Origin of the sequence: Lactobacillus sp., assembly GCF_051873315.1 — a bacterium.
GTDB lineage: Bacteria > Bacillota > Bacilli > Lactobacillales > Lactobacillaceae > Lactobacillus.
This window is the reverse complement of the sequence record NZ_JBJEES010000060.1, coordinates 1-25,795: the sequence shown is the minus strand read 5'-3', so window position 1 is coordinate 25,795 and position 25,795 is coordinate 1. Positions and strand designations below refer to the sequence as shown.

Here is a 25,795-nt window from a genome sequence, read left to right as displayed (position 1 = left end):
TCCACATTATAGCAAATCGGCTTAGCGGTTTTCAAAAAACTTGACATAGGGACTTTCCTGCTATAGACTTAAGCAAAAGTTTTTAAGAAACCGATGACGAGGATTATAAAATATGACGATTAAGATAGTGACTGATTCCGGGGCCAACATGACGGCGGGGAATTTGGGCGGCTGCCAGTTGGAAGTAGCGGCCTTGAGCTTGATTCAAGGGGACAAGACCTGGGCGGACGACGCCAGCTTTGACCAGGTGGAATTCAATGAAAGGGCTAAAAGCGGGATCGCGGCTTCTTCAGCCTGTCCTAGTATCGCTGCCTGGCTGGATGCTTACGCCGGGGGCAGTGAAATCTATGTTTTGACCATCTCTTCAGTCTTGTCCGGCAGCTACAATTCTGCTGTCCAGGCGGCAAAGATCTACCAAGAAGAGCATCCAAACGTCTTGATTCACGTTTTTGACAGCAAAAGCGCGGGTCCGGCCCAGTTTTTGGCGGCAGAAAAGATCGCGGAACTGAAAGAAAAAGGGATGCAGTTTCCTAACCTGGTAGAGACCGTGAGCGACTACCTGGAAAACCATATCCGCCTCTTTTTCGCCTTAAAGTCGATGACCAACTTAGCCAATAACGGCCGGGTCAGTCCGGCAGTAGCCAAGATTGCCGGCCTTTTGAAAATATGGATCTACGGCTGGGCAGAGGAAGGCGAAATCAAGCCTTTGGGCAAGGCCAGAGGGGAGAAGAAGACCCTGGCTGCCCTGCTGAAAACTTTGGAAGAGAAAGGCTATACGGGCGGCCGGGTCAAGATTGACCACGCTGACAACTTCGACAGCGCGGCTGAGCTCCACGACCAGATCAGAAAAAAGCATCCAGAGGCCAAGGTTGACCTGGGCAACTGCCATGCTCTATGCAGCTTCTACGCTGAAGAGGGCGGGCTGATGATTGGGATTGAAATTTAGCAAGTAAAAACTCAGCACCGGTCCGGGTGCTGAGTTTTTACTTCTTGTCTTGTCTTGTCTTGTCTTGTCTAAGTAATGGCCAAAGTTGTTGATCGCGCAGACGTACATGTCCCGGTCCTGGTAGTTGGCCAAATGGCGGACCTCGATAGAGCTGTAGTTGTCCAGCATGCCGTTGACGGCAGCCTTGGCCTTCTTGCTTCTGCCCATCAGATTGAGCAGGAGATTCTTATAAAAAGCCGAATCATTGACGATTTCCTGCCATTCTTCTTGATCCAGGTGGCGACGGGTCAATTCGTCCTTGTAGGCAAAATTGGTGAAGTAGTAGATCAGCTGGTCGCCGCTCCGCCGCTCGATCAAGGCCAGGGGCATTTCCAGGTGCTTTATTCCCTGGGAAATATGACTGACCATCGGGTTGACCAAAATGTTGGTTTCACCGATCGTATCATAGTAGTTGTTCATCTCTTGCGGCTCGTAGTGGTCCGCGCCATTCTTTTCGATCAAGGCCAGCATTTCTTCCTCTGGCAGGGGCTTGGAGAAGTGGAAACCCTGCAGGCGGTCGCAGCCGATGGCTTTGAGGAAGTCGGCCTGGTCTTTGGTCTCGACCCCTTCGCAAAGGGTATGGATGCCCAGATGCTTGGCCATGTCGACGATTTCCCGCAAAATAATATGGCTGCGGGAGTTGGTCTTGAAGTTCTTCAAAAAAATCATATCGATCTTCAAGAGGTCAAAGTCGAAGTCCTTCAAGTTGTTCAGACTGGAGTAGCCGCTGCCGAAGTCATCCATCCAGATCTGGTAGCCAGCAGCGTGGAACTTGTCCATAGCCTTGTGCAGCTGTTCCGGCACCGTGGTCAAGGTTGATTCCAGGATCTCGATCTTCAGGTAGGAGGTCGGGATCCTGTGCTTTCTCCTGATAGCATCGACTTCCGCAAAAATATCACAGACCTGGAAGTCCACCCGGGAGAGGTTGACAGAGACGGGCTGGATCGGGATCCCCCGCTTGTAGCAGGAGGACAGCATCTCACAAACTTGGTCGATGATCGACAAATCCAGGCGGTTGATCAAGTGGGTATCTTCCAGAATACCGATAAAAGTCGCCGGGCTGAGGACGCCTTCCTTAGGATCGATCCACCGGGCCAGGGCCTCATAGCCGCAAACCTTGCCGGTCAAGCTGCGGATTTCCATCTGGTAGTAAGGCTTGATCCAGCGCTTGTCCAGGGCTTCCTGGAAGTGGGTCAAGACGTAGTCGCGGTTGACGTACTTCTCCCGGACGCTTTCGTCAAAAACATGATACAGTTGGGTCAAGTCATCTCCGGTATACTGGAGGGCCTTCCTGGCCTTGTCGATGGCCGACTTGATGCTTTCTCTGGGATCAGTGTAGTAGCAGATTCCGGCCTTGATTCCGCCGACGGAGTAGTTGCGGAGAACGAATTTCTGCAGCTCTTTGATTTTGGCGATATAATCGGTATCGGTCGACAAAACCACGAAACGGTCGTCATTGTAGCGGATGACCAGGCCGTCGGGGAAGAGGTTTAAGAGTTGCTTGCTGATCTTGACCAAGAAGCGGTCGCCTGCCAGATAGCCGAAGTGCTCATTGTAGCCGTGCATCCCAATAACGTTAAAAAGAATGACCCTGGGCTGGTCGCCGGCCCGCAGCTTGCTGACCAGATAGTCCTTGCCGAAACTAGTCAAATAAGCCCCGTTGAGCAGACCGGTCAAATTGTCCTCATACTGTTCATTGGAAGGAATATGGCTGATTTGAATTGGCTGGGTGTCGACCGCATCTTCCCCAATGTTCAAATACTCCACGAAAAGCAGGCCTTGGCCGGAAAAATCCTGCCTGCTTAAGTGCAGGAGAACGGTTTGGTAGCTTTCGGTCAGCTTGATCCTGCAGGTCAAAAGATCTTGTTTGGCCTTGAGCATGTTGCTGGTGATGTAGCTGATGTCTCGCAGGTGGTTCAGCAGGTCTTCCCGGCTTAACTGGTAAAGCCGGCAAAGGCCGTCAGAAACCAGGAGGGGAATAAGCTTGCCTTCGTACTCTTGAAAGACGGCCAGGGCGAAATTCAGTTGTTCATAGCTTTCGCGGTTTGCCGCGGAAAAGTGGTAAAGTTCTGTCATGTCTCGATCCTCATGGAGCAACTGGCGGAATATAAATAAAAAACTGTACGATGATTTTTGTTAATTATAAGCTAAAAACTATAAACTAGGCTAGTACCATATTAGCACTCGTTCCCCTTGTTTGTTAAGCCTTTTCAGGGATTGCTTTCAAAATAATATTAGTGGTAAAAAATAACAAATGCTTTAATGGCATAGAAAGGTAAAAATGCGAATTATATTACTTGGCGACAGCATCTTCGCCCGAAAAGAAGGCCTGGACCAGCCCCGGATCAACTGGACCTTGAAAGAGAGAAAATCTGACCTGGAAATCGACAATACGGCGGTGTCCGGCATCAATTCCGGCGCCCTGCTGGCCTTATTAGGCGACCTGGCCTTAAAGCGGCCCCGGGCTGACCAGCTTTTCTTAATGGTGGGGATCAATGACGCGGCCAGCCATAAGCAAGTACCACTCAATCAGTACCGGCAGAACCTCCAGGCCATTGTCTCCGCCCTGGTCTGTTTTTATCCAGGGGTCAAAACTGTCCTGGTCTCCGGGCCGGCAGTAGATGAAAGCAAGCAGCGGGGGCGGACCAACGCAAAATTGGCAAAGTATGCTAAAGTAATGGGGGAAGTCGCGGCTGAATACCAGGTCGCCTACGCCGACTTTTTCACGGCCATGCTGAAGGAGGGGGACCTTGCAGACTTGTGCCGGGGAGAACTCGATGATGGCCTGCATTTTGGCTCGCGCGGTTATCAATTGCTGGCAGCGGAAATGATGAAGCAGCTGCCCAAGGAAGAGGTTGAACAATGAAGAAGATCTATGTGGTTCGCCATGGCCGGACCTATTTGAACAAGTACCAGCGCCTGCAGGGCTGGTCTGACGCCCCTTTGACTGAAGAAGGGATCGAAGGTGCCCACCAGCTGGGAAAGGCCTTGAAGGACCAGCATTTTGACCTGGTGGCCTCCAGTGACTTGAAGCGGGCCGCTGACACCCGGAAGATCATCGTTTCAGAAAATGACAACTGGGAGTCAACCAAGATGACCCAGACCGCTGACTTGCGGGAGCTCTTTTTCGGCTACTACGAGGCCTTCCATGACACGGAAGGGGTAGCGGCAGCCTTTAAGTCCACCAAGTACCCCCGCCTGGTCGACGCGGTCAAGGACGGCTACACCTGGCGGGAAATCGGGGACTTGTTCCACGCGGCTGACCCGGAAGGGGATGCTGAAAGCGGGAGCGAGTTTGAAGAGCGCCTGAAGCGCGGGATCGACTATCTGGTCAACTATGATGAGTCAGAACGGATCCTTTTGGTTGGCCATGCCTGCGTCATTCACTGCCTGGCCTGCATCTACGGGGGCAAGCACCTTAGAACGGAATTGCCTAAGCACAACGAGATGACGGTCTTGAATGTCGATGACAACGGCCAGGTCAGCCTGGAAGAATTTGGTCGGCCGATGTACTGATTTTTTGCCAGCAGGCCTATAATAGGATGTAGAAAAAACAGGGAAAGATCTATCGAAAATGGTAGGTGAGACAGATGATTAGTAAAGAAAACAAGTTGCTGATCCGGCGCTATCTTTACGCCATGATCAACATGTACGGCATTATTCCGCTCAGACACGCGTACCACATTTTCAGCCACCAGAACCCCTTGCTCAATATTGACGAGGACGACTTCTGGGAATTCACCATGCTGGACCAGAGCGACCAGGACTACAATATCGCTGGTGAAGGGGAGCTGCTGGTTGAAGACCGCGGCGAAGACGAGGATGAGGAATTCTACCTTTACGGCGACTGGGTCTTGATGGACCTGCCGCAGGATTTCAAGCAGATCAAAAAGCTCCAGCACAACCGCCTTTATTACGTGCCGGAGAAGGATGAATTTTTGCGCCGGGAAAATGAATGGTACTATGAACGGACCACGGCGACGGAAGAGTACCGCCAGTATCTGAAAGACAGCAATCCTGGCCTCAGCGACGACCGGCTGGAAGAAGCCTTCTTTGAGGCGCTGACCCAGCTGCACTCGGTCAGCTACGGCAAGACGGTGGAAGAGACCATCAACGCCGTGCCCCGGTCTTTGCGCTTGATCGGCTTTACTGTCACTGATGAGCAGGAAGACGAGCTGCGGGACCTGCTCAGACGGATGCTGGACGGGACCCGGCAGGAAGCTTTGCGAGGGAAGATGTACAAGTACCACAAGCTGCCGACTACCTTGGAAATCATCGAAACGGAAGGCTTGACGCCGGAAAACATCTCCCGGATCCACAGCGGGAAGATCGACGCCATGGAGTTGGTTCCACAGATCGAGCTCAAGCAGCCTGACCTGGCCCAGCAGCTGGTCACGCTTTACCAGCAGTAAGGCGAAATTGAAGAAAGTAAAAGACGAAGCTCTAAGAAGAACTTCGTCTTTTTGCATGCTTTCTGACAGCTTATTTTTGATAGCCGCGGCTGACCTTGCCGGCGTAAGTGGCAAAAATCGCTCGCAGGCGCGGGGCCAGGGCGACAACCAGGGCCAGTTTGGCCAAAGTCGTTGGCAAAAAAGGCCAGATAGCAGCGCTAGCCGCGGCCGTAAATGGTAAGTGGCTGATCCAGGCTAGCCAGGCCGCGCCCAAGAGCAGCTGCAAAAAGAGGGCAATCCCGGCAGCCAGGGTCAAATAAAATCTGTTTCCTTTAGCCAGACCCGTGATCAGGGCCAGGGGCAAGAAGCCCCAGAGAAAGCCCCCGTTAGGCCCGAAAAGAACGGCGATGCCGCCACTGGCCCCGCTGAAGACGGGGAGGCCGGTGGCTCCTAAGAGCAGGTAGAGGGCGACGGCGCCGGTTCCCAGCTGCCAGCCAAAGGCGGCCGCGATCAAAGGAATCACCAGGGTCTGCAGGGTAAAAGGGACCCCGCCCGGCAAGGGGACCGCCAGCTGGCTGCCGACAATGATCAGGGCCGTGGACAAGGCTAAAAGACAAAGCTGAAAAGTATTTTTTCTGGACATGTTTCTCCTCCAATCCAGTAAAACTATTGCTTACTTGATTAATATAGTTTTACTGGAGCTTTTTGTCAATAAGATATTTTATTGAGTACACGTATAGTAATTATTACGAGAAAACTAAGTCTAGTGGCTAAGTGCCGAGGATGCTACTAGATATACACAACTTCCACAGAAGTTATCCACAAGATATCGTAGTTGCTTGTCGGAGTAAGGCCCAAGATGTGGAAAAAGAAAAAATGGGGGTAAGATAAGTTGAAGACAATTTTTTGCACTGGCCCAGCTTTTTGTCTATAATGGAAACTTAATACGCCTAATAGAAACAAGTAATGTAACAGAAAATAAGGAGGCCACATGCGCTATCAGCAAATTATCCTGGACGTTGACGACACCTTGCTCGACACTGAAGCAACGGTGCACGATTCCCTGGTTCAGCTCTTTAAATCCCATGGCTGGGAGATCAGTGACGAATTTGAAAAAGAATTCCACGCCTATAACCAGGGTCTCTGGCGCCGGCTGGAAAAGGGCGAGCTGACCTTGGACCAGCTCTATGAGATCATGTTCCCGGACATTATTAAAAAGTATTGCGGGGTCGAAGTCGACGGGATGGAGACGGCTGACGAATTCCACAGTTACTTCCATACCGGCCACAAGCTCCTGCCTGGAGTCAAGGACACCCTCCGCTATGCCAAAAGACTGGGCTACAGCCTGGCGGTTTTGAGCAACGGGGAACAGTTTGGCCAGGAGCACCGGCTGGAATTAGCCGGGATTAGGCACTACTTTGACCTGGTCGTGACCAGCCAGGAAGCCGGGGTGCAGAAGCCAAACGCGGAAATTTTTGACTACTTTTTCGCCAGAAGCGGCTACAGCCCCAACCAGACGGTCTTCTTCGGCGATGGCCTGTCCTCTGACATCATGGGGGCGGAAAACTACGGCTTTGACAGCATCTGGTACAACCACCGCCACCGGCAAAAGACCCTGCCGGTCCATCCCCTCTTTGAGGTGGACAACTACGCCCAGTTCCAGCGGATCTTGAAAAAAGACTTCGCCCCGACCGCTTTGCGTTAGTTTCCGTGTATACTTAAAGTAAGTAAACTTTAAGAAGGACTTGGGGAAAAATGGAAAATTACTTTTTTGATTTCGACGGCACGATCTGCGAATCGCGCCACATCTACGCGGCCAGCGTGCAGAAGGCCTTTGAGGCCCGGGGAGTCAAGGTGCCAAGCACCGAAGATATTTACCAGGCCATGGGGATTCCGATCGATGTCTCAATTGCCCGCTGGGCCCAGGAAGGGCACAGAAGCGACCTGGCCCAGACCCTGTTTGAGGAAAGCATGGCGGAATATGCCCTGCTGGAGGACGACCAGGTCCGCCTTTTTCCAGGGATCGTGAAGACCTTGACCCAGCTGAAACTGGCCGGCAAGCAGCTCTTCGTCTGCTCCAGCAAGACCCACCCGGAAATTGTCCACAATCTGGAAAATCTGGGCCTGCTGGATCTGTTCACCGACTTTGTCGGAGCTGATGAGGTGGTCAACCATAAGCCGGCCAGCGATGAGATCGACCTGTTGGCCAAGCGGCATGGCTTGGATTTGAAGGAATCGATTATGCTGGGGGATGCCAAGTACGACATTCGGATGGGAAAGAACGCCGGCTGCGCGACCTGTGCCTGCACCTGGGGCGCCTTTGACCCGGCCAGCCTCAAAAAAGAAAAGGCTGACTATACGGTCGACTATCCCCTGGAAATTTTGAATATTTAAGAAAAATAAAGCGTAAAAAGCAACAGAGAGTAAAGAAAAACAGAAAGTGAAGATAAAATGCGACTGATTTCTTGGAACATCGACTCATTGAACGCGGCCTTGACGGGGACCTCCCCGCGGGCGGAAATGACCCGGGGGGTCTTGAAGAACTTGCATGACCTGGATCCAGACGTCCTGGCCCTGCAGGAAACCAAGCTGCCAGCCAGCGGGCCAAGCAAGAAGCACCAGGCTGCCCTGGCTGACCTTTTCCCGGAATATGACTTCGTTTGGCGCTCCAGCGTGGAGCCAGCCCGGAAGGGTTACGCGGGCACGATGTTTTTATACAAAAAGGGCCTGGATCCGGTGGTGACCCGGCCGGAAATCGGGGCCCCGGAGCCGATGGACTTTGAGGGCCGGATCCTGACCCTGGAATTCCCGGACTTTTACGTGACCCAGGTCTACACGCCAAATGCCGGCAACGGCTTGGTCCGCTTGGGCGACCGGCAGGAATGGGATAAGTGCTACCGGGCCTACCTTGAAGAATTGGACAAAAAGAAGCCGGTTTTAGCTAGTGGGGACTTCAATGCGGCCTACCAGGAAATCGACTTGAAGCATCCGGAGTCCAACCACCATTCAGCCGGCTTTACGGATGAAGAAAGAGCCGGCTTTGGCCAGCTTTTAGCAGCGGGCTTCACGGATACCTTCCGCCAGATCCATGGCCAGGTTGAAGGGGTCTACTCCTGGTGGGCCCAGCGGGTGCGGACGGCCAAGGCCAATAATTCCGGCTGGAGAATCGACTACTGGCTGGTTTCCAACCGCCTGGTCGACCAGGTTGAGAAGTCGGAAATGATCGCGACTGGGGAAAGAGCGGATCATTGTCCAATTTTATTGGAAATTAAGCTGTAATTCGGTTACAATTAGAAGTTAGAGGATGAAAAAACAAAGAACTTTTAGCAAAGAATTTTAGTATTAGTATATGAGGCGTATGTGTATATGAAGAGATTAGAAAAAGGGGTCATCGGTCTGATCCTGGTCATTTTTGCCGGCACGGCGATTATGGCCTTTAGCAGCGGTGGCCAGAAAGCAGAAAGCAGTTCAGACGCCTTCGATACCTCAGAGTACCAGAAGGCAGTCAAGTCAACGGACAACCACCACTTCAAGAACTTGAAGGTGGAATTGACCGGCAAGAAGAGCAAGATTACTGGCATCCTGCCCAAGTCACCAACCACGATCAGCCTGCTCAAGCAGTGGAAGAAGAAGAAGGTTGACTTGAATTTTACGGCCAGCAAGAAGGACGGCTTGCTCGTCAGCACGCAGAAGGTTAACCTGCCAACCCCTAAGGGGCAGGAATTGACCCACGCCATTACGGGCGAGATCGGCTATGATCCAGCCAGTGACAAGCTGCTGATTTTTGCCAGCGACAAGAACTACAGCCAGGGCTTCTACCCCCTGGGCCGCTTGAAGAGAAACGGCCCAAGCTCAGTATCTTTGAGCGCTGGCCAGGATCCGCTGGAATTCAGTTTTACAGATTAAGCAGAAGGACTTTCATTTTTATGGAAGTCCTTTTTCTTTTGCTGTGACTTTCTTTTCATAATTTTTAACCAGGTTCAAACTTTTTTAATTAAGTAAAGCTTGCACTTTGGCCAAACTTGTTTTATTGTTAATTATGAAAAAATAATTGACGATATATTAAAAAGCAAGGAGGAATCTTTGATGAGAAAAGTAGCAGTGATCGGCATGGGACACGTTGGGGCCACGGCAGCCTTTATTCTTTTTACCCACGGGGTAGCAGACGAATTGGTCTTGCTGGACAAGAATGAGACCAAGTGCCAGGCTGAATGGGGCGACCTGCGCGACACCCTGGGCAGAAATGACTTCTACGTCAACGTCAAGTGGGGCGACTGGAAGGAATTGGCGGACACCGACTTGATCATCACCGCTTTTGGTGACGTGGCGGCCTCAATCACGACTGGTGACCGTTTCGCGGAATTCCCGATCAACACCAAGAACGCGGTTGAAGTTGGCCAGAAGATCAAGGACAGCGGCTTCAAGGGCGTCATCATCAACATCTCCAATCCTTGTGACGTGGTAACTTCCATCTTGCAAAAGGTGACTGGCTTGCCAAAGAATCAGGTCTTTGGGACCGGGACCTTCCTGGATACTTCCAGAATGCAGCGGGTCGTCGGGGAAAAGTTGGGCCAGGACCCAAGAAACGTGTCCGGCTTCAACCTGGGCGAGCACGGGTCCAGCCAGTTTACGGCCTGGTCAACCGTCTGGGTCAACAACCGGCCAGCCAAGGACCTCTTCAATGAAGAAGAGAAAGAAGAAATGGACCGCTTGAGCAAGGACAATGCTTTCAAGGTTGGCAAGGGCAAGGGCTACACTTGCTACGCTGTTGCTACCTGCGCGGTTCGTTTGGCCAGAGCAGTCTTCTCTGACGCCAAGTTCTACGGCCCAACCAGCTGCTACGTTGAATCCTTGGGGACCTACATCGGCTACCCTTCAATCGTTGGCAAGCATGGGGTAGAAGAAGTACCAGTTTTGGATTTGCCAGCTGATGAACAGGCCAAATTGGAAGCTTCTGCCAAGAAGCTGAAGGACAGTCTGGCCAGCTTGGAATAAAAAAACAAAAACTTTAAAAGTAAAGTCAAGATGTTAGAAAATCCTCCCGCCAGGGAGGATTTTTGTTATAATAAACTAAATTACAAAAAGTAAGTAGCATGTTTGACAGGAGGCAAAAAATGACTTTGCACGGTTTGGAAGATACTTACGAATTGGCCAACGGGGTCAAAATTCCCGTGATTGGTTTCGGGACCTGGCAGACGCCAGATGGCGACGTGGCTCAAGAAGCAGTTGAAGCAGCCTTGAATGCCGGCTACCGGCATATCGACACGGCCGCGGCTTATGGCAATGAGGCGAGCGTGGGCCGGGCCATCAAGAAAAGCGGGGTTAAGCGAAGCGACTTGTTCGTGACCAGCAAGCTCTGGAACGGGTCCCACAGCTATGAAGGAGCCAAGGCCGCTATTGACGACAGCCTGCTCAAACTAGACACGGACTACCTGGACCTGTACTTGATCCACTGGCCAAATCCGGTTGCTGTCCGGGACCACTGGGCAGAAGCCAACGCGGAAGCCTGGCGGGCCATGGAAGAAGCTGTTCAGGCTGGCAAGATCCGGGCGATCGGTGTTTCCAACTTCCGCCGCCACCACCTGGAAGCCCTCTTGAAGACGGCAGAAATCAAGCCTGTGGTCAACCAGATCTGCCTTAACCCAAATGACCTGCAAGCGGAAGTAACGGCCGCTAACAAGGAATATGGCCTTTTGAGCGAGGCTTACAGTCCTTTAGGGACGGGTGGCCTTTTGGGCAATGAGACCATCAAGGCAGTTGGGGCCAAGTATGGCAAGTCCAGCGCCCAGGTTTTGATCCGCTGGTCCCTGCAGCATGGCTTCTTGCCGCTGCCAAAGTCAGTCCACCCGGACTACATCAAGGCTAACGCCGAAGTCTTTGACTTTGAACTTACCGAAGACGACATGACCAAGCTGGATGGCCTGCAAGGGATCGGGCAGCCAGTTTTGGATCCAGACCAGGCTGAATTTTAGCGAAAAACTGAAAATTTTTATGAAAAAGACTGCACAACGTACCAGAAACCTGTCTGGTATTTATGCAGTCTTTTTGTATATATTCGCAAAAGCCGAACGAAAATCGCTAAAAAATTTTTAAAAAAATTGTTCCGGCGGCTGAAGGCTTACGGGGCTTGAATTGAACCGACATACATTTTCTCGTGTTCGCCTGGTTACACGATACTAGATATTGTGTTTCACAAGAAGACTGCTAACATATGGAGTGCTTAGAAAATAATGTGACAAGCAGAAAGGATCTGAGAAGATGAGTGAAGAAATATCGCTCTCGGCTGAATTTGTCGACCGGGTGAAAAAGAGTGTAAAACCACACTGGGGCAAGCTGGGCTGGGTCACCTACAAGCGGACCTACGCCCGCTGGCTGCCGGAAAAGGGGCGGAGTGAAAACTGGGACGAAACCGTCAAGCGGGTGGTTGAAGGCAATATCAACCTGGATCCCCGGCTCAAGGACGCCCCAAGTCCGGAATTGAAGCAGAGCTTGACTGAAGAAGCTGAACGGCTCTACAAGCTGATCTACGGTTTGGGCGCGACGCCATCTGGCCGGAACTTGTGGATTTCCGGGACCGACTACCAAAGACGGACCGGGGATTCCTTGAACAACTGCTGGTTTGTGGCTATCCGCCCGCAAAAGTACGGGGACAGCAAGATTGTGCCCAGCTATCTTAGCAAGCAGGAAAAGGCTGTCTCCATGCCTTTCTCCTTCCTCTTTGACGAACTGATGAAGGGGGGCGGGGTTGGCTTCTCAGTTGCCAGATCCAACATCAGCCAGATCCCCCGGGTCGACTTTGCCATCGACCTGCAGCTGGTAATCGACGAGACCAGTGAATCTTACGATGCTTCCGTCAAGGTTGGGGCCGTTGGCAAAAATGAATTGGTCCAAGATTCTGACAGCATCTACTACCGCCTGCCGGACACCCGGGAAGGCTGGGTTTTGGCTAATGCCCTCTTGATCGACCTCCACTTTGCCCAGACCAACCCGGCCCGCAAGCAAAAGCTGATCCTGGACTTGTCTGACATCCGTCCTTACGGGGCAGAGATCCACGGCTTCGGCGGCACGGCTTCCGGCCCAATGCCTTTGATCTCCATGCTGCTGGACGTTAATGAAGTCTTGAACAATAAGGCTGGCGGCCGCCTTACGGCTGTTGATGCCACTGACATCTGCAACTTGATCGGCAAGGCAGTCGTGGCCGGCAATGTCCGCCGGTCAGCCGAACTGGCCCTGGGCTCAAACGACGACCAGGACTTCATTTCCATGAAGCAGGACCAGGAGAAGCTGATGCACCACCGCTGGGCATCAAACAACAGCGTGGCGGTTGATTCAGCCTTCAGCGGCTACCAGCCAATCGCTGCCGGGATCCGGGAAAACGGGGAGCCGGGGATCGTGAACCTGGACCTGTCCAAGAATTATGGCCGGATCATTGATGGCTACCAGGCCGGAATTGACGGGGACGTGGAAGGGACCAACCCTTGCGGGGAGATCTCCCTGGCCAACGGGGAACCCTGCAACCTCTTTGAAGTCTTCCCGCTGATCGCGGAAGAACAGGGCTGGGACCTGCAGGAAGTTTTTGCCTTGGCGGCCCGCTACACCAAGCGGGTAACTTTTAGTCCTTATGACTGGGAAATTTCCCGGGAAATAATTCAAAAGAACCGCCGGATCGGGATCTCCATGTCCGGGATCCAGGACTGGCTCTTGACCAGACTGGGCAACCGGGTGGTCACTGGCTTCAAGGATGACTTTGACCCGGAAACCCATGAAGCCATTAAGGTGCCAGTCTACGACAAACGGGCCATCAAGGCGGTTGATCACCTTTACAAGGCAGTGGTCAAGGCTGATCAGGCCTACAGCAAGACTTTGGGCTGCAATGAATCAATCAAGCACACCACGGTCAAGCCGTCAGGCACGGTGGCTAAGCTGGCCGGGGCCAGTGAAGGCATGCACTTCCACTACGGGGCTTACTTGATCCAGCGGATCCGTTTCCAGGATTCTGATCCGCTTTTGCCAGCCTTGAAGGCCTGCGGCTACCGGACGGAAGCAGATATCTACACGGAAAACACGACCTGCGTGGAATTTCCGATCAAGGCGGTAGGGGCGGACAACCCTAACTTTGCTTCAGCCGGCACGGTTTCAATCGCGGAACAATTTGCTACCCAGGCCTTCTTGCAGACTTACTGGTCGGACAACGCGGTTTCCTGCACGATTACTTTCCAGGATTCTGAAGCAGACCAGGTTGAATCCTTGCTCCGCCAGTACCGCTTCATCACCAAGTCGACCTCGCTTTTGCCATACTTTGGCGGATCGCTCCAGCAAGCACCAAAGGAACCGATCGACAAGGAGACTTATGAAAAGCGCAGCCGGGAAATCACCGGCGACGTGGAAGAGGTCTTCAGCCAGCTGAATAGCGACGTCAAGGACCTGGAACTGGTCGACCAGACTGACTGTGAAGGCGGCGCCTGCCCAGTTAAGTAAGGCAGATAAAGAAAAAATAAAAGACAAAAATAAAACTGAAATAAAAAACGGGAGAAACAAAAGATGAAAAAGAAGATTTTAGCAGTCGTAGTTGCCTTGGCAGCCTTCGTGGGCCTTTTTGCCAGCCAGCCTGTCCAAAGGCAAAGCGTGCAAGCAGCTAAGACCACCAAGACGGCTAAGGCCAAGCAAATCAGCGTGACCTACACTTTGAAGGACACGACCAAGGCCAAGAACAAGCAGACTGTAGCCAAGAAGACCTTCAAGGTCAAGAAAGGGACGAGCGTCTTCACTGTTTTGAAAAAGGCCTGGAAGGTCAGCTACACTAAATCTTCATACGGCGTCTTCATCACCAAGATCAAGGGGCTGGGCGACGAAAAGAAGAAGCTCTACTGGACTTACACGGTTAACGGCAAGATGGCCAAGGTAGCGGCTGACAAGGACAAGCTGACCAAGAACAAGTCCAAGGTTGTCTTCACTCTGAAGCAATACTAAGATGCAGACCAAGGAACGCTATCAGCTGCAAAGGCTGACCCTGCTGGCCCTGCTAACGGCGATGTGCGTGGTTTTGCGGATCTTTAAAATTATCGATATCCCCAATGTCCAGCCAGTGACTGATATTATCATGCTGGCCACGCTGGAACTGGGGGCAGGGACAGGGATATTGCTGGCCATTTTGGTCATGGTGATCTCCAACATCTTCCTGGGCTTTGGAATTTGGACCTTGCCGCAGATTTTTGCCTACGCGGCCTGCGCCTTGACCGTGGCATTATTTGCCAGGCTTTTGCCGCTGAAAAGCCGGAAATTCTTCTGGCTGCAGGAGCTCCTGGCCGGCTTTCTGGGCCTGGAATACGGCTTCTTCGTCAGCCTGGGCATGGCTGGCTGGGGCGGCTGGGCAGCTTTCATCGCCTACTGGGTCAGCGGCCTGACCTTTGACTTGTATCATGCCGCCGGCAACCTGGCCTTTTATCCTATCCTTTATCTGCCATTGATTTTGGGCCTGGACCGGTTTAAAAAGAAAGCAGGGTGGAAGCAAAATGCTCAAAGTCTACACTAAAGTCGGTGACCAGGGGCAAACCAAGCAGGTTACCGGCAAGATGGTTGCCAAATACGCCCCGCAGATCCAGACACTGGGAGCTCTCGATGAGCTGCAGTCCTGGCTGGGGGTTACGGTGGCCAACCTTTCTCCGGCCTGCCAGAGATTGGAAGAAAAGCTGATCAAGCTGGAGCGGGAACTGTATGAATTGCAGGCTGACCTGGTGGTCAAGCGGCACCATACGATTACTTCGGCTGAAGTGACTTACATGGAAGAGCAGATTGATGCCTGGACGGAAGAATTGCCGGAAATGAAGGAATTTATCTTGCCAGGCGGGTCAAAGACCAGCGCCAACCTCCAGTATGCCCGGGCACTGGCCCGGACCAGCGAGCGGGTCTGCGTGCTGTATGCGGACGAAAGCGGGGAGGTCAAGAGCGACAGCCTCAAGTACTTGAACCGCCTGTCAGACTACCTGTTCGTCATGGCCCGCTACGCCAACCTTTTAGAGGGCGTGGCTGACGTCAAGAGCAAGCCTGCCCGACGTCCGAAAAAATAAGCAAGCAAATTAAAAAGTGTTGGATGACTTAGAGAGCAAGCATCCAACACTTTTTCTTCTACAAATCAGCAAGCAAAAACCCGCGGGTGAGAAGGCCCCGCGGGTTTTCGTTTTAGCTTTTAATGGATAAGTTTAAAAGTATGTGTTTGTAAAGTAATGTAAGTAATTTTTAAGTAGATTGTTGTAAGAAAATCTGTAAGTTTTAAAAAAGGGATTTCTAAGCGGCTAGATTAGCCAACCTTAACTGGAGTTTCAGCTTCCTTGCCTTCAACCAATTCAAGGTTGTTGTCGAAGGCCTTAACTACCATGTTGCGAACAGCGTGAGTAGTGTAGAAAGCAGTGTGTGGAGTTACCAGAACGTTTGGACGAGCGATCAAGTCAGCCAAACGTGCGTCTGGGAATTCCTTGCCTTCCCAGTCTTCGTTGAAGACGCCAACTTCACCTTCGTAAACGTCCATTACGTAACCGAAGACCTTGCCTGAGTCCAAACCACGGATAACAGCGTCAGTGTCAACCAATGGACCACGTGATACGTTAACGATAACTACGTCTTGCTTCATTTCAGCAATTGACTTGTCGTTGATCATGTGAACGTTAGCTGGAACGTCAGGAACGTGCAGGGAAATAACGTCAGCTTGCTTGTACAGGTCGTCAAGTGAGTCTACGTAGTAGCCCTTCTTTTCCAATTCTGGGTTGCGGAAGATGTCGTAAGCGATAACCTTAGCGCCGAAGCCTTCCATGATTTGCATGAAGACTTGACCGATGTGGCCAGTACCTACAACACCAACAACTTGGTCACGAACTTCACGGCCGATAGTTGGTGCCCAACGCAGGTCGTGACGGGCAACCTTTTCGTCCATGCGCTTGTCTTGACGCAGGATGCGGGCAGCTTGGATAGCAGCGTGTTCTGCGATAGCGTCTGGTGAGTAAACTGGAACGTTGGTGATTTGGAAGCCAAGTTCCTTAGCCTTAGCCATGTCGATGTTGTCAACACCAACGTTACGCAGGCTCATCTTAGTGATGCCGTTGTCTGCCAAAGCTTGCAGAGTTTCAGCGGTGTAGTCAAGTTGTTGGTAAACAACAACACCGTCAGCACCCTTTGCCAAAGCAGCAGTTTCTGGAGTCAAAAGCTTGTCAGTGTATTCAACTTCGACGTCCTTGTGAGCGTCTTCCCATTCCTTCAAGAATGGCTTTTCATCTTCACGAATTGCGTAAGCAAAAATTTTAGTCATTAATTGTCCCTCCGTTATTCTTGCTCTTACATTGATAATCTTAGCACAAAATCGCCGGGTAAAAAACTAAAATGTGAGTATTTGAGCAAATATTTTTATTGTAAGCGCTATACTAAGCGAATAGCTTGCCGCTAGTTCGTGAACGTGAACGTTTTTCACAAGCTATATTTGTCAAAAAGCTCCAGACCCTTTAAACTGGTTTTAGCAAATAAAGGAGCAAGAAAAATGACAGTGCAAAAAATCATCCACGACCCCCTCCGTTTAAGTCAGCCGGCGGCTAAAGCAGCTGCCAGTGACCGGCAAGCGGCCCAGGACCTGCTGGACACCCTGCTGGCCCACCGGGAAAGCGTTGACGGCCTGCCGCCCGCCGCTGGCCTGGCTGCCAACATGATTGGGGTAAACAAGGCGATTATCGCGGTAAACGCCGGCTTTTTACCTATAGTTATGCTCAACCCTAAGATCGTTAAAAGATCCGGCCACTACCTGGCAAAAGAAGGCTGCCTGTCTTTGACGGGAGAGCGGTCAGTTGACCGCTATGAAGAAATCACGGTCAAGTACCAGGACATGGATTTAAAAGAGCATGAGCAGGCCTTTACGGGCTTTGTGGCGGAAACCATCCAACATGAAGTTGACCACTGCAAGGGCAAATTAATTTAATTAAGGCAGGAAAGCAAAAAGCTGAGCCAAACGGCTCAGCTTTTTTAATCGGTCAGGTAGGAAACCGGCTTGTTGACTTCGACCTTGGTGCCGGAGTATTTCTTGGCGATCCACTTCTGGATCTGCTTGTTATGGTAGAGCTTGCCCAGCTTCTTGTAAGCGGCATTGTTCTTGTTCTTCTTGGCCGTAGCTAGCACGTTGATGTTGTTCTTGGTGCTCTGGTCGATCTTTTCGTGGTAAAGAGAGTCCTTCAGCACGTTCAAGCCGCCGGCCAGGGCGATGGTGTTGCCGATGAGGACGGCGTCGACGGACTTGATGACCCGGGGGCCGGTGGTATCATCGATCAGCTTGAACTTGAACTTCTTGGGGTTGGACACAATGTCGTTGGTGTTGCCGCTGGCTGAGTCAAAGTTCTTCTTCAGCTTGATCAGGCCGGCGCTTTGCAAAAGCAGGAGCCCTCTGGCTTCGTTGGCGGCGTTGTTGGCCAGGGCAATGGTGGCGCCTTTAGGCAGGTCGGAGAGCTTCTTGTACTTGGATGAGTAGATGCCCATTGGCTCCAGGTAGGTCGTGGCCAGGGCTACTTGCTGGCCGGTGTTGCTCTTGGACTTGTTGTAGGCTTCCAGGTAGGCCCAGGAAGCAAAGGCACTGACGTTGATGCTGCCGTCGGAGGTTGCCCGCAGGAGGCTTGGCCCGTCAGTAAAAGCCTTCACCTTGATCTTAAGGCCCAGCTTTTTGGCCTGGCTGCTCTTGGCGATGTGCTGCCAGACTTGGACGTCGGGGCCGATGGAGCCGACAGTGACGGTAGTCGTCTGGCTCTTGGCCGTTTGCCGGGAAGAAGTCAGGCGCAGGGCGAAGAAGGCGGCAATGATGACGACGAGGGCGATGGCGGCGGCAATGAGCCGTTGCTGCTTTTTCTTTCTTCTCATGATTTTTGCTCCTAAAAATTAAAAACTAGTCTTCAACCACGTGGCGGTCAAATGGGTCGTCGCTGATGCCCTTCTTCAGGATATCATTGCACCATTCCTTGGCGCTGAAGAGGGAGTGGTCGCGGTAGTTGCCGCAGCTTTCGATGGTGGTGCCAGGCACGTCTTCCCAGGTGATGTCGTCTCTGATGGCCTTGAGAGAGTCGCGCAGGGCCTTGGCTACTTCAGTGGTGGTGTGTTCACCCCAGGTAATCAAGTGGAAGCCAGTCCGGCAGCCGAATGGGGAGCAGTCGATGACGCCGTCTAAGCGGTCGCGCAAAAGGCTGGCCAGGAGGTGTTCAATGGTGTGCAGGCCGCCGGTTGGGATGGCGTTTTCGTTAGGCTGCACCAGGCGGAGGTCGAAGTTGGAAATCTTGTCGCCCTTAGGGCCTTCTTCAACGGTGATCAAGCGGACGTAAGGTGCCTTAACTTTAGTGTGGTCCAATTCAAAACTTTCTACTTTAGCCATGATGATAATCTCCTTTTTTCTAAAAAATACTGATTGACTAAATTACTTGAAAAAACGTGACAAAAAAAGTCCCTAAACGAAATTGCTTTCGCTCAGGGACGTATTAGCGTGTTACCACCCATCTTCACGGCCCAAAGAGGCCGCCTTTAAGTACGCTCCGCCTGGGCGGAGTTATACTCGGGCGCGGTATCGGGCGCCTCCCGCGGGAAACTTGCCGGAGCTCGCCTCCCGTATGACTCAAAGACCATGTTCGCCGGGGCCTCTTCAGCGCTTTTCAGCCACCGCGCCTCTCTGAAAGAAGATTTGACCAGCTACTTATCTTTTCCTTGTCAACGTGTTTTCATTTTTTAATCATAATATAATAACGATAGCCGCTTGTCAACCTTTCGCGGCAAAAATTGTCCAAGCCGGCTATTCGTCACGCTTTTGCTTGCCGGAATTAAATTTCCGGTCCCGCAAATAGTCGGCAATCGTCGCGCCAATGAAGATCAAGTCAAAGGGGCCTAGAAGAGCCAGTCCGGCGATGTTCAACATGCTATAGGCTGCCGCGTTGGTAACTACGATGATTCCGATAGGGATCAGCATGTTCCAATAGCCAATCCGGTAACGGAAGAAATCTCTAATTTCTTGCAACTTTGGCGCGAAAGGTACAGCCAAAATAAAGCCCAACAGCAGCCCAGACGCGAAGATGCTGATTAACAAACTGTTTGGAACCATGATAATACCTCAGAAAATTTACTTGTAAATGTGGAATGAAAATCCGGCAGTGTAATTGATGTCAGTATAGATCTTACTCTTTTTGTGTTTCTTATTGTAGTTTAACAATTGACTGCTAAAAGAGTCGACATACATCCCAAAGGCTTCGCCTAATGTCGATGCAATTTCGTGTCCTGTTACTGTTGCGATAGCCGATGCTAAAGATGAAATTGTAGAGACATTTCCGGCTTTCCCGGCAAACCAATAAACGCCTGCATTTGAAGTGAAGTAAACTCTGACACCCCACCAAAAGGCGCGAACATAACAACCACTATGAAGTCGAGCGGCGCCTTTAACACTGGCAGCTTTAGAAACATATAAAGCTTGTGTAGAGAGAGATTTAGTTTCTGTATTGATAACTAGATCATTTTTTTGAATATCAGCATTTACCGTAGCTAATTGATTTTCAACAACTTTCTTAAGTATTTTCGGAAAGCTTGCTCTTCCCTGAATCGGATAAAACATACTGATTATTGGAAACATCAACATACTTATCGGCTTGTTTGATTTGACTAGTAGTTAGTTGGGAGTTAGTTGATGCTCCGTTAAAACTATCGGCCTTAACAACTGTGCCAGAAGAGATTTCCCAAAAAAGTGCGATAGCGAAAATGGCACTAAGCAATAGATGCTTTGGCTTCATATTTTCCTCCTAATATAACAACAGATATGATATTGACACTTAGAATTATAGTCTCTTGCATGACTGCATGCAAGGGCTTTTTTGTTTAAATATGTTTATTATCCGGAAATAACATAACAAGAAGGACGTATATTGAAAAAATATTGATAATTATCTATTTTGTAGCTATCACAGATAGTTATTTTGTAATAGCTTGCGGCAAAAATTATCCAAGCCGGCTAATCGCCTTGGCCGTGGTCCTGCTTGGCTTCTTCCTCGCGCTTGATCTTGAGGACTAAGGGGGTCAGTTTGATTACCAGGAACTTGGCAAAGTAGTAGGCGATCACGAAGAAGATGATGATGCGAACCAGTTGGGCAAGCAAGACTGGCCAGATATTGTAAGCTACCTCAGCTAAAATCATTTTTTCTCATTCCATTTCAAAAAATATGTTTTTTACTTTTGACGTTAAGATAATTATAACTCTATATCTTAATTATGTATAAGTTTTTCACACTATATATCAAAACAAAAAACGAAGCCGCTTTAATGTGCGGCTTCGTTTTTGAATGATTAAACTTTTTCTTTCATCATCTGCAAATACTTGGGTTGGTCAGACTTTGGAACGCCCAATGCATCCAAGGCCTGCTCAGCTGATACATTAAACTTTACCATTACGCTCAGAGCATCAGCTGCTTTTGCTTTGTCAATACCTTCATCAATTCCTTGCTTGCGGCCTTCATCAACGCCGAGCTTGTGCTCATGGCGTAAAGTTGTCTCGTATTCCAATCTGTTCGCCCTCCATTCTTGATTATGATTGTAGTAATCCATCTTCTTGGCGATGTCATTGATCAGAGCATTCTTGCGGTCAACTTGTCCATTCATCAGATCCAAGAACTTCTGCATGGTCGGACTGACTTTGCCGTTCACTCCCTTTGAGTTGACGTAGACGACGTGAGTGCCATCGCCAAGTGCCCGGTGTGTTTTCGGACAATACACGATGTAATCTGAAACCCGCTCCTTGTCCCCGAACTGGTCAAAGGGAGAGAAGATAATTACGAACATCGGTGGCAAATCATCATAGTCAGTCCCGGCCAGCAAAGTGGTCATGTCAACCAAAGCCTTGTAATAGCGGCTCCGTTTTGGTTGAAAATCCCGCGACAGCTGCATTTCGATGTCGTAGATTCGCCCTTGTTCGTCAAAAGCCTGGATATCCAACCGGATAGCCTTATCTTCACGGCCACCCTTGATTTGTGACTGGGCTTTTGTCGTCACCTTTTTAATCTTGAGTTCTGGCAGCAATTCTTGCAAGAGCCGGGTGCAGATCTGTTCATCGCTCATCACCGCGAAAAACATAAAATCGTCAGTAATGCCAATCGGTTCGTACTGGTTCAAATTATTTTCCTTGCTCATATTATAAAACATCCTTTCACTAGTAAGCTATTTTTCCCCCTCCATTTACTAGTACGTTTTTTCGGCAAAAATTTTCTGACAAATTCAATTTATTTGAAGGAAATGGCGAAAAAGTCCCAAAACTCTTTACACTACTTGCTCAGAGTAAAGAAAAAACCGCCAGCCGCGGTTAAATACCAGCGGCTGGCGGTTATTAATTTTTAGCCCAAACGGTTGAGCAGTTCCTTCAAGAAGTCGTAAGTGCTGCCGACGTAGCGGTAGTCTGAGTCTTCGAAGACGATAGCGTTCGGGTTAGTGTTGACGGAGATGATGTTTTCAGCATGGTCAACAGTAAAGGTGTATTGCGGCGCGCCGGCAATCCCCAGGTTGATCAAAACTTGTGGCTTGATCTTGTGGCCGTTGACGCCGAGTTGCTGGCCACGGTTGAAGTCTGAGCCGACCATTGGTCTGGTAACCCCGATTTCAGCGCCCAGCTTTTCAGCTACTTGCTTGGCCAGAGCGATAGTTTCTGGTTGGTTGGCACCGCGGCCCAGAGCCAGAACGATCTTGGCCTTTGGCAGGCCGGCTGCTTGTGATGGGCTGCTTACCGCGTCAACCGCGCCGGCTGGAGTCTTGGCTGCTTCTAAAAGCGGCAGGATCTGGTCAAGGTCAGTCAAGTCAGCCTGCTTTCTTGCCACTTCCTGGCTTGGTACATCAGCCATTTCAGCATTGCTGATTTCCGTGTACATCTTTTCGATCGTGCCTTCAGCGATTTCCATGGCTCTGGCGTCTCTTACCAGGTGTTCTGGGGCAAATTCAGCGCTGTAGCCGTAGCCGCCCATGATTTGCAGGGTCAAGTCGCAGGATTCAACCGCTGCCTTGCTGCCGAAGCACTTGGCCATAGCGGATTGTTCCATGTATGGCAGGCCGGCATCCTTACGGCGGGCAGCTTCCTCGTAAACCAAACGGGTCAGTTCCTTGTTGGTTGCAATCTTGCTGATCTTGTATTGAGTAACTTGCATGTCCTTAAGCAGGGTATTGCCTGACTTGCGCTTAGCCGCGTAGTTTTTGGCAATATCAAGGGCGTGTTCCTGGATCCCAGTCAAAACGGCCCCCATCAAGTAGCGGGCATCATCGTGGGCGTTGTTGGCAATTTCCAAACCTTGCCCCCGCTTGCCCAGCATGTTTTCTGGACCAACTTCGATCTGGTTCATGACAACTTCACCGCAAGGAATCCCCCGCAAGCCGATAAACTTTTCAACATAGCCGAAGGAGAAGCCTGGCATCCCCTTGTCCACGATAAAGACAGAGTATTCGTCAGGACCGGTCTTCACATTGACTGAGTAGACTTGAGCCAGGGTCCCGTTGGTAATCATGACCTTGTCGCCGTTGATGATCCAGCGGCCGTCCTTTTCAACCGCGTAGGACTGGTGCTTGCTTGGGTCTGAGCCGCCTTCTGGTTCAGTGTTGGAGAAGCCAAGGATGGCTTGGGCACCCCAGGCAAAGTAGCGCTCCTTAGCAGCGTCAGTGCCGTACTTAGCCAGCTGGTCACAGCTCTTGTAGTGGCCTTCCAGCATTACGCCGACACTGGCGTTGGCCTTGGCCAGGATGTTGACGATCTTGCCGGCGGTCATGGCAGAGACGTCCAGTCCGCCATATTCCTTGGGAATTTTTGCCCGCAAAAGGCCCAGGTCAACGATCTTCTGGAAAAGGCCGTTTGGCAGCTTGGCCTGGCGGTCGATCTGCAGGTCAAAAGGCGCTACGTCCTTGTCTGCCAATTGCTGAACGGCTTGCAAAAGTTCGGTTTCGTTAGTCATGCTAGTATCCTCATCATTCTTTTATTATATAGAAAAGTAGTAATTTTTATTTTGTGCAGTCAAAATAAAGAAAACGCTTTTATAGTTAATATACTATCACGAACTAGTAGCAATGCGCAATAGGAGAATAAAAAAGGCTCACTTTCGTGAACCTTTCCAGGTTAATCAAGTTGAATTTCGCGGTCAAAAAGCTGGCGGCTTTCCGCGGTCAGATTGTGGGCGACGAACATGATCGTTTTATCCGTCTTGAGCAAGCGGGCAATAATCTCCCGCGTGGCGGCCTGGTCAATAGCGCTGGTGCCTTCATCGATCAAAAGCAGCTGGCTGTGGTAAAGATAGCTGCGGGCCAGAACGATTTTTTGCCGCTGGCCGCCAGAAACATTGCTGTTTTCTACGGCAACTCTTGTATCAAGCCCGGCCGGCCAAAGATGCAGGTCCTCACTTAAGTTCACCTGGTCTGCTGTTTGGCGGAGCAAGTCTTGATCGCTTAAATCTGGATTGAACATGGTCATGTTTTCGGCAACGCTGCCGGGGAAAAGCTGGGGATCCTGGGGGAGATAGCCGATTTGACTCAAGTTGGGCTGAATGGCCTGCCCCTTCTGGTCCAGATAGTGAATTTCTCCACTGGCTGCCTTGACTTCACCTAAGAGCAGCTTGAAAAAAGTACTTTTCCCCCGGCCGCTGGCGCCGGTCAGCAAAACTTTTTCTCCAGGCTGCAGCTTGATGGCCGGGTAAACCAGGGTGAGGCCGTTAAAGTCAACGGTTAAAGGACTGCTGGCAAAAGCAGCTGGAGCTTGGCCGGTCTCTTTTTTCTCCGGGACAGCTTCTCTTTGCTTAAGCAGGTCTTGCCGCAGCTGGCGGCTGCCGGAAATTTCGCCTAAGTAGTCAGCCGCGTTCTGCAGATTGCCAAAAAAGTCACTGTTAAAAGAAGCAATGCTGCTGAGCAGGCCAAAAGCCGTCCAGTGTTGGATGACCAAAAAGGCGGTCAAGAGCAGGATCAAGCTGCTGCCAAGAGAATATGCCAGCTGATTGAGGTAATCCAAGAGGGCAGAGACGGCGCTTTTGTGCACATGAGCATCTTCTAGCTCCTTGGCGGCCAGGCCGGCTTTTTCCTTAAACCAGGCTAAGGATAGGCAGCGGTGCAAGTCGCCAAGGCCGAGCAGCCAGTCGCCAAGAAGCTTGAGATAGGCCTGGTTCTGCGCGGCCAGTCTTTGATTGGCATGGTTGAGCTGGCGGTCAAGCAGGCGGGGAAGGTAGATCTGCATCAAGGCAAAGATGAGGCAGGCGATGAAGAGGCTCCAGTGAAAACTGAGCAGAGCGCCGCCGGCAGCCAGGACCGTCATGCCGGCCTTAAAGCTGCTGTAAATATTGCGAAGGTAGCTGACAGTTAGCAGGTCTCCTTCCTTAAGCAGCTGGTTTTGCGCCTGGGCTGGATCGTTTGCTTGGCCATCATTGAATATATGCAGGGCAAGCTCTTGCCGGATCTGCTGCAGGTAGCTTTGGATCAGCTTTTCCAGGGCCAGGTTGCCGTAGTAGGTGAGCAGGGCACTGAAGGCCAAGCAGGCCAGCTGCAGGGCCAGCATTTGGGCAAAAAGCACGGGCTGCCGGTTTCTTAAAGCATTGAATTCCAGGGTCAAGGCGTAAGAAGACCCGACCAGCAGCAAGGAGCTTAAAGCCGCGGCCAGGAAGAGCAGGCTGCTTTTGACTGGTTTGCGGAGGTAAAATTCTTTAAAAGTCATACATGCTTCTTTCTAGCTAAGCTGATTTCCCGGTCAAAGCGGGCTTTTTGTTCAGGGCTTAAATTGTGGGCAACGAAGATGACGGTTGCCGGCAATTGGCAAAGAGTCTGCAAGATTTGGTCCTGGCCAGTCCGGTCAACCGCGCTGAGTGACTCATCCAGCAAAAGCAGGGGAAAGTTATGGCTTAAAGTCCGGGCAAGAGCCAGTTTTTGCTTTTGACCGCCGGACAGGGTCAAATCGTCTGAAGTAATCTGGCGCTGGGGATCAAGCTTGAGGCCGACTTCTTCCAGGTAATCTTTTGGATCAGCACTTAGGCCAGGGGTATGCATGGTCACGTTTTCCGCCAAAGTCGCGGGGAACAGGACCAGGTCCTGGGCCAGATAGCCGATTGAGTAAGGATCCGGCTGGAAGGCTTGGCCAGCAGCGTCTTTAAAAACGATCTGGCCTCTTTCAGCTTGTAAATCACCTAAAAGCAGTTTTAGCAGGGTGCTTTTACCACTGCCGCTGTCGCCAGTGATGAGGATTTTTTCACCAGCATGGATGGTCAAATCGGGGTAGGACAGAAGCTGCTTGCTGCGGGTTAGGGAGACCTGGTTAATCTCGATTTGGGCCATCAAGCTGACCGGCTGCAGATTGTCATTTTTCTTGCTTTCCTGCAGGCGGCTAAGCCGCTGGCGCAGGCTTTTGGTCGAGTTCAGATAAGAATAGCTG

28 protein-coding genes are annotated in these 25,795 nt (G+C 51.0%); 15 read left to right on the top strand and 13 right to left on the bottom strand.

Annotated features, from left to right (window positions below):
- Window positions 1-112: 112 nt before the first annotated feature.
- Window positions 113-946: a DegV family protein gene (locus ACI32D_RS03400; RefSeq protein WP_439775243.1), complete on the top strand. Its 834-nt coding sequence runs from the start codon at window positions 113-115 to the stop codon at window positions 944-946.
- On the opposite strand, the gene ACI32D_RS03395 is transcribed toward ACI32D_RS03400, so the two are convergent.
- A complete protein-coding gene (locus tag ACI32D_RS03395; RefSeq protein WP_439775242.1) occupies window positions 893-3,061 on the bottom strand; it encodes an EAL domain-containing protein in 2,169 nt (722 codons plus the stop codon). The genes ACI32D_RS03400 and ACI32D_RS03395 overlap by 54 nt on opposite strands.
- 205 nt (window positions 3,062-3,266) lie before the next feature.
- On the opposite strand from ACI32D_RS03395, the gene ACI32D_RS03390 reads away from it, so the two are divergent.
- The 3 genes from ACI32D_RS03390 to ACI32D_RS03380 all read left to right on the top strand — a co-directional run bounded on the left by ACI32D_RS03390 (window position 3,267) and on the right by ACI32D_RS03380 (window position 5,397).
- Entirely contained in the window at window positions 3,267-3,851 is a 585-nt protein-coding gene (locus ACI32D_RS03390) for an SGNH/GDSL hydrolase family protein (protein WP_439775241.1), read from the top strand.
- Window positions 3,848-4,501 (top strand): histidine phosphatase family protein, encoded by a 654-nt coding sequence (locus tag ACI32D_RS03385; protein ID WP_439775240.1) that lies wholly within the window; start codon window positions 3,848-3,850, stop codon window positions 4,499-4,501. Before ACI32D_RS03390 ends, ACI32D_RS03385 begins: the two co-directional genes overlap by 4 nt.
- Before the next feature lie 74 nt (window positions 4,502-4,575).
- A complete protein-coding gene (locus ACI32D_RS03380; protein WP_439775239.1) occupies window positions 4,576-5,397 on the top strand; it encodes a hypothetical protein in 822 nt (273 codons plus the stop codon).
- Between the two features lie 70 nt (window positions 5,398-5,467).
- Here the strand turns inward: ACI32D_RS03380 and ACI32D_RS03375 are convergent, their stop codons facing one another.
- Window positions 5,468-6,019, bottom strand: a complete 552-nt coding sequence (locus ACI32D_RS03375; protein ID WP_439775238.1) for a biotin transporter BioY — start codon at window positions 6,017-6,019, stop codon at window positions 5,468-5,470.
- A 348-nt stretch (window positions 6,020-6,367) separates the two neighbouring features.
- Between ACI32D_RS03375 and ACI32D_RS03370 the strand changes: the two genes are divergently transcribed.
- The 10 genes from ACI32D_RS03370 to ACI32D_RS03325 all read left to right on the top strand — a co-directional run bounded on the left by ACI32D_RS03370 (window position 6,368) and on the right by ACI32D_RS03325 (window position 15,443).
- Entirely contained in the window at window positions 6,368-7,081 is a 714-nt protein-coding gene (locus ACI32D_RS03370) for a YjjG family noncanonical pyrimidine nucleotidase (protein WP_439775237.1), read from the top strand.
- A gap of 50 nt (window positions 7,082-7,131) precedes the next feature.
- Window positions 7,132-7,770, top strand: coding sequence for an HAD family hydrolase (locus ACI32D_RS03365; RefSeq protein WP_439775236.1), 639 nt, complete (start codon window positions 7,132-7,134; stop codon window positions 7,768-7,770).
- Window positions 7,771-7,827: 57 nt separating this feature from the next.
- Window positions 7,828-8,655, top strand: coding sequence for an exodeoxyribonuclease III (locus tag ACI32D_RS03360; RefSeq protein WP_439775235.1), 828 nt, complete (start codon window positions 7,828-7,830; stop codon window positions 8,653-8,655).
- Window positions 8,656-8,742: 87 nt separating this feature from the next.
- On the top strand, window positions 8,743-9,282 hold the full coding sequence (locus tag ACI32D_RS03355) for a hypothetical protein (RefSeq protein ID WP_439775234.1): 540 nt from the start codon (window positions 8,743-8,745) through the stop codon (window positions 9,280-9,282).
- Window positions 9,283-9,462: 180 nt separating this feature from the next.
- Complete coding sequence (locus ACI32D_RS03350) at window positions 9,463-10,371, top strand: L-lactate dehydrogenase (RefSeq protein WP_439775233.1); 909 nt, start codon at window positions 9,463-9,465, stop codon at window positions 10,369-10,371.
- A 119-nt stretch (window positions 10,372-10,490) separates the two neighbouring features.
- Complete coding sequence (locus ACI32D_RS03345) at window positions 10,491-11,348, top strand: aldo/keto reductase (RefSeq protein ID WP_439775232.1); 858 nt, start codon at window positions 10,491-10,493, stop codon at window positions 11,346-11,348.
- Window positions 11,349-11,634: 286 nt separating this feature from the next.
- The gene (nrdJ, locus tag ACI32D_RS03340; protein ID WP_439775231.1) at window positions 11,635-13,854 is read left to right on the top strand and encodes a ribonucleoside-triphosphate reductase, adenosylcobalamin-dependent; all 2,220 of its coding nucleotides are present in this window, start codon (window positions 11,635-11,637) and stop codon (window positions 13,852-13,854) included.
- A 63-nt stretch (window positions 13,855-13,917) separates the two neighbouring features.
- A complete protein-coding gene (locus tag ACI32D_RS03335) occupies window positions 13,918-14,346 on the top strand; it encodes a DUF4430 domain-containing protein (RefSeq protein WP_439775230.1) in 429 nt (142 codons plus the stop codon).
- Between the two features lies 1 nt (window position 14,347).
- A complete protein-coding gene (locus tag ACI32D_RS03330; RefSeq protein ID WP_439775229.1) occupies window positions 14,348-14,908 on the top strand; it encodes an ECF transporter S component in 561 nt (186 codons plus the stop codon).
- The gene (locus tag ACI32D_RS03325; protein WP_439775228.1) at window positions 14,889-15,443 is read left to right on the top strand and encodes a cob(I)yrinic acid a,c-diamide adenosyltransferase; all 555 of its coding nucleotides are present in this window, start codon (window positions 14,889-14,891) and stop codon (window positions 15,441-15,443) included. Before ACI32D_RS03330 ends, ACI32D_RS03325 begins: the two co-directional genes overlap by 20 nt.
- A gap of 230 nt (window positions 15,444-15,673) precedes the next feature.
- On the opposite strand, the gene ACI32D_RS03320 is transcribed toward ACI32D_RS03325, so the two are convergent.
- Entirely contained in the window at window positions 15,674-16,675 is a 1,002-nt protein-coding gene (locus ACI32D_RS03320; protein WP_439775227.1) for a D-2-hydroxyacid dehydrogenase, read from the bottom strand.
- 225 nt (window positions 16,676-16,900) lie between these two features.
- On the opposite strand from ACI32D_RS03320, the gene ACI32D_RS03315 reads away from it, so the two are divergent.
- Window positions 16,901-17,332: a peptide deformylase gene (locus ACI32D_RS03315; protein WP_439775226.1), complete on the top strand. Its 432-nt coding sequence runs from the start codon at window positions 16,901-16,903 to the stop codon at window positions 17,330-17,332.
- A gap of 44 nt (window positions 17,333-17,376) precedes the next feature.
- On the opposite strand, the gene ACI32D_RS03310 is transcribed toward ACI32D_RS03315, so the two are convergent.
- From ACI32D_RS03310 to ACI32D_RS03265, 10 genes are all read right to left on the bottom strand, one after another.
- Entirely contained in the window at window positions 17,377-18,258 is an 882-nt protein-coding gene (locus ACI32D_RS03310) for a MetQ/NlpA family ABC transporter substrate-binding protein (protein WP_439775225.1), read from the bottom strand.
- A gap of 25 nt (window positions 18,259-18,283) precedes the next feature.
- Complete coding sequence (locus tag ACI32D_RS03305; protein WP_296227374.1) at window positions 18,284-18,763, bottom strand: S-ribosylhomocysteine lyase; 480 nt, start codon at window positions 18,761-18,763, stop codon at window positions 18,284-18,286.
- Between the two features lie 411 nt (window positions 18,764-19,174).
- Window positions 19,175-19,480 carry a hypothetical protein gene (locus ACI32D_RS03300; protein WP_439775224.1) on the bottom strand — a complete coding sequence of 102 codons (306 nt, stop codon included), beginning with the start codon at window positions 19,478-19,480 and terminating at the stop codon, window positions 19,175-19,177.
- An 18-nt stretch (window positions 19,481-19,498) separates the two neighbouring features.
- Entirely contained in the window at window positions 19,499-19,984 is a 486-nt protein-coding gene (locus ACI32D_RS03295) for a hypothetical protein (protein ID WP_439775223.1), read from the bottom strand.
- Window positions 19,938-20,159, bottom strand: a complete 222-nt coding sequence (locus ACI32D_RS03290; RefSeq protein WP_439775222.1) for a hypothetical protein — start codon at window positions 20,157-20,159, stop codon at window positions 19,938-19,940. Before ACI32D_RS03290 ends, ACI32D_RS03295 begins: the two co-directional genes overlap by 47 nt.
- A 218-nt stretch (window positions 20,160-20,377) precedes the next feature.
- Complete coding sequence (locus tag ACI32D_RS03285) at window positions 20,378-20,560, bottom strand: hypothetical protein (RefSeq protein WP_439775221.1); 183 nt, start codon at window positions 20,558-20,560, stop codon at window positions 20,378-20,380.
- Between the two features lie 149 nt (window positions 20,561-20,709).
- Window positions 20,710-21,549: an Rpn family recombination-promoting nuclease/putative transposase gene (locus tag ACI32D_RS03280; protein ID WP_439775220.1), complete on the bottom strand. Its 840-nt coding sequence runs from the start codon at window positions 21,547-21,549 to the stop codon at window positions 20,710-20,712.
- 200 nt (window positions 21,550-21,749) lie between these two features.
- On the bottom strand, window positions 21,750-23,345 hold the full coding sequence (locus ACI32D_RS03275; protein ID WP_439775219.1) for an acyl-CoA dehydrogenase family protein: 1,596 nt from the start codon (window positions 23,343-23,345) through the stop codon (window positions 21,750-21,752).
- Window positions 23,346-23,506: 161 nt separating this feature from the next.
- A complete protein-coding gene (locus tag ACI32D_RS03270) occupies window positions 23,507-25,084 on the bottom strand; it encodes an ATP-binding cassette domain-containing protein (RefSeq protein ID WP_439775218.1) in 1,578 nt (525 codons plus the stop codon).
- A partial coding sequence (locus ACI32D_RS03265) for an ATP-binding cassette domain-containing protein (RefSeq protein WP_439775217.1) occupies window positions 25,081-25,795 on the bottom strand: 715 nt, incomplete at its 5' end. The genes ACI32D_RS03265 and ACI32D_RS03270, both read right to left, overlap by 4 nt.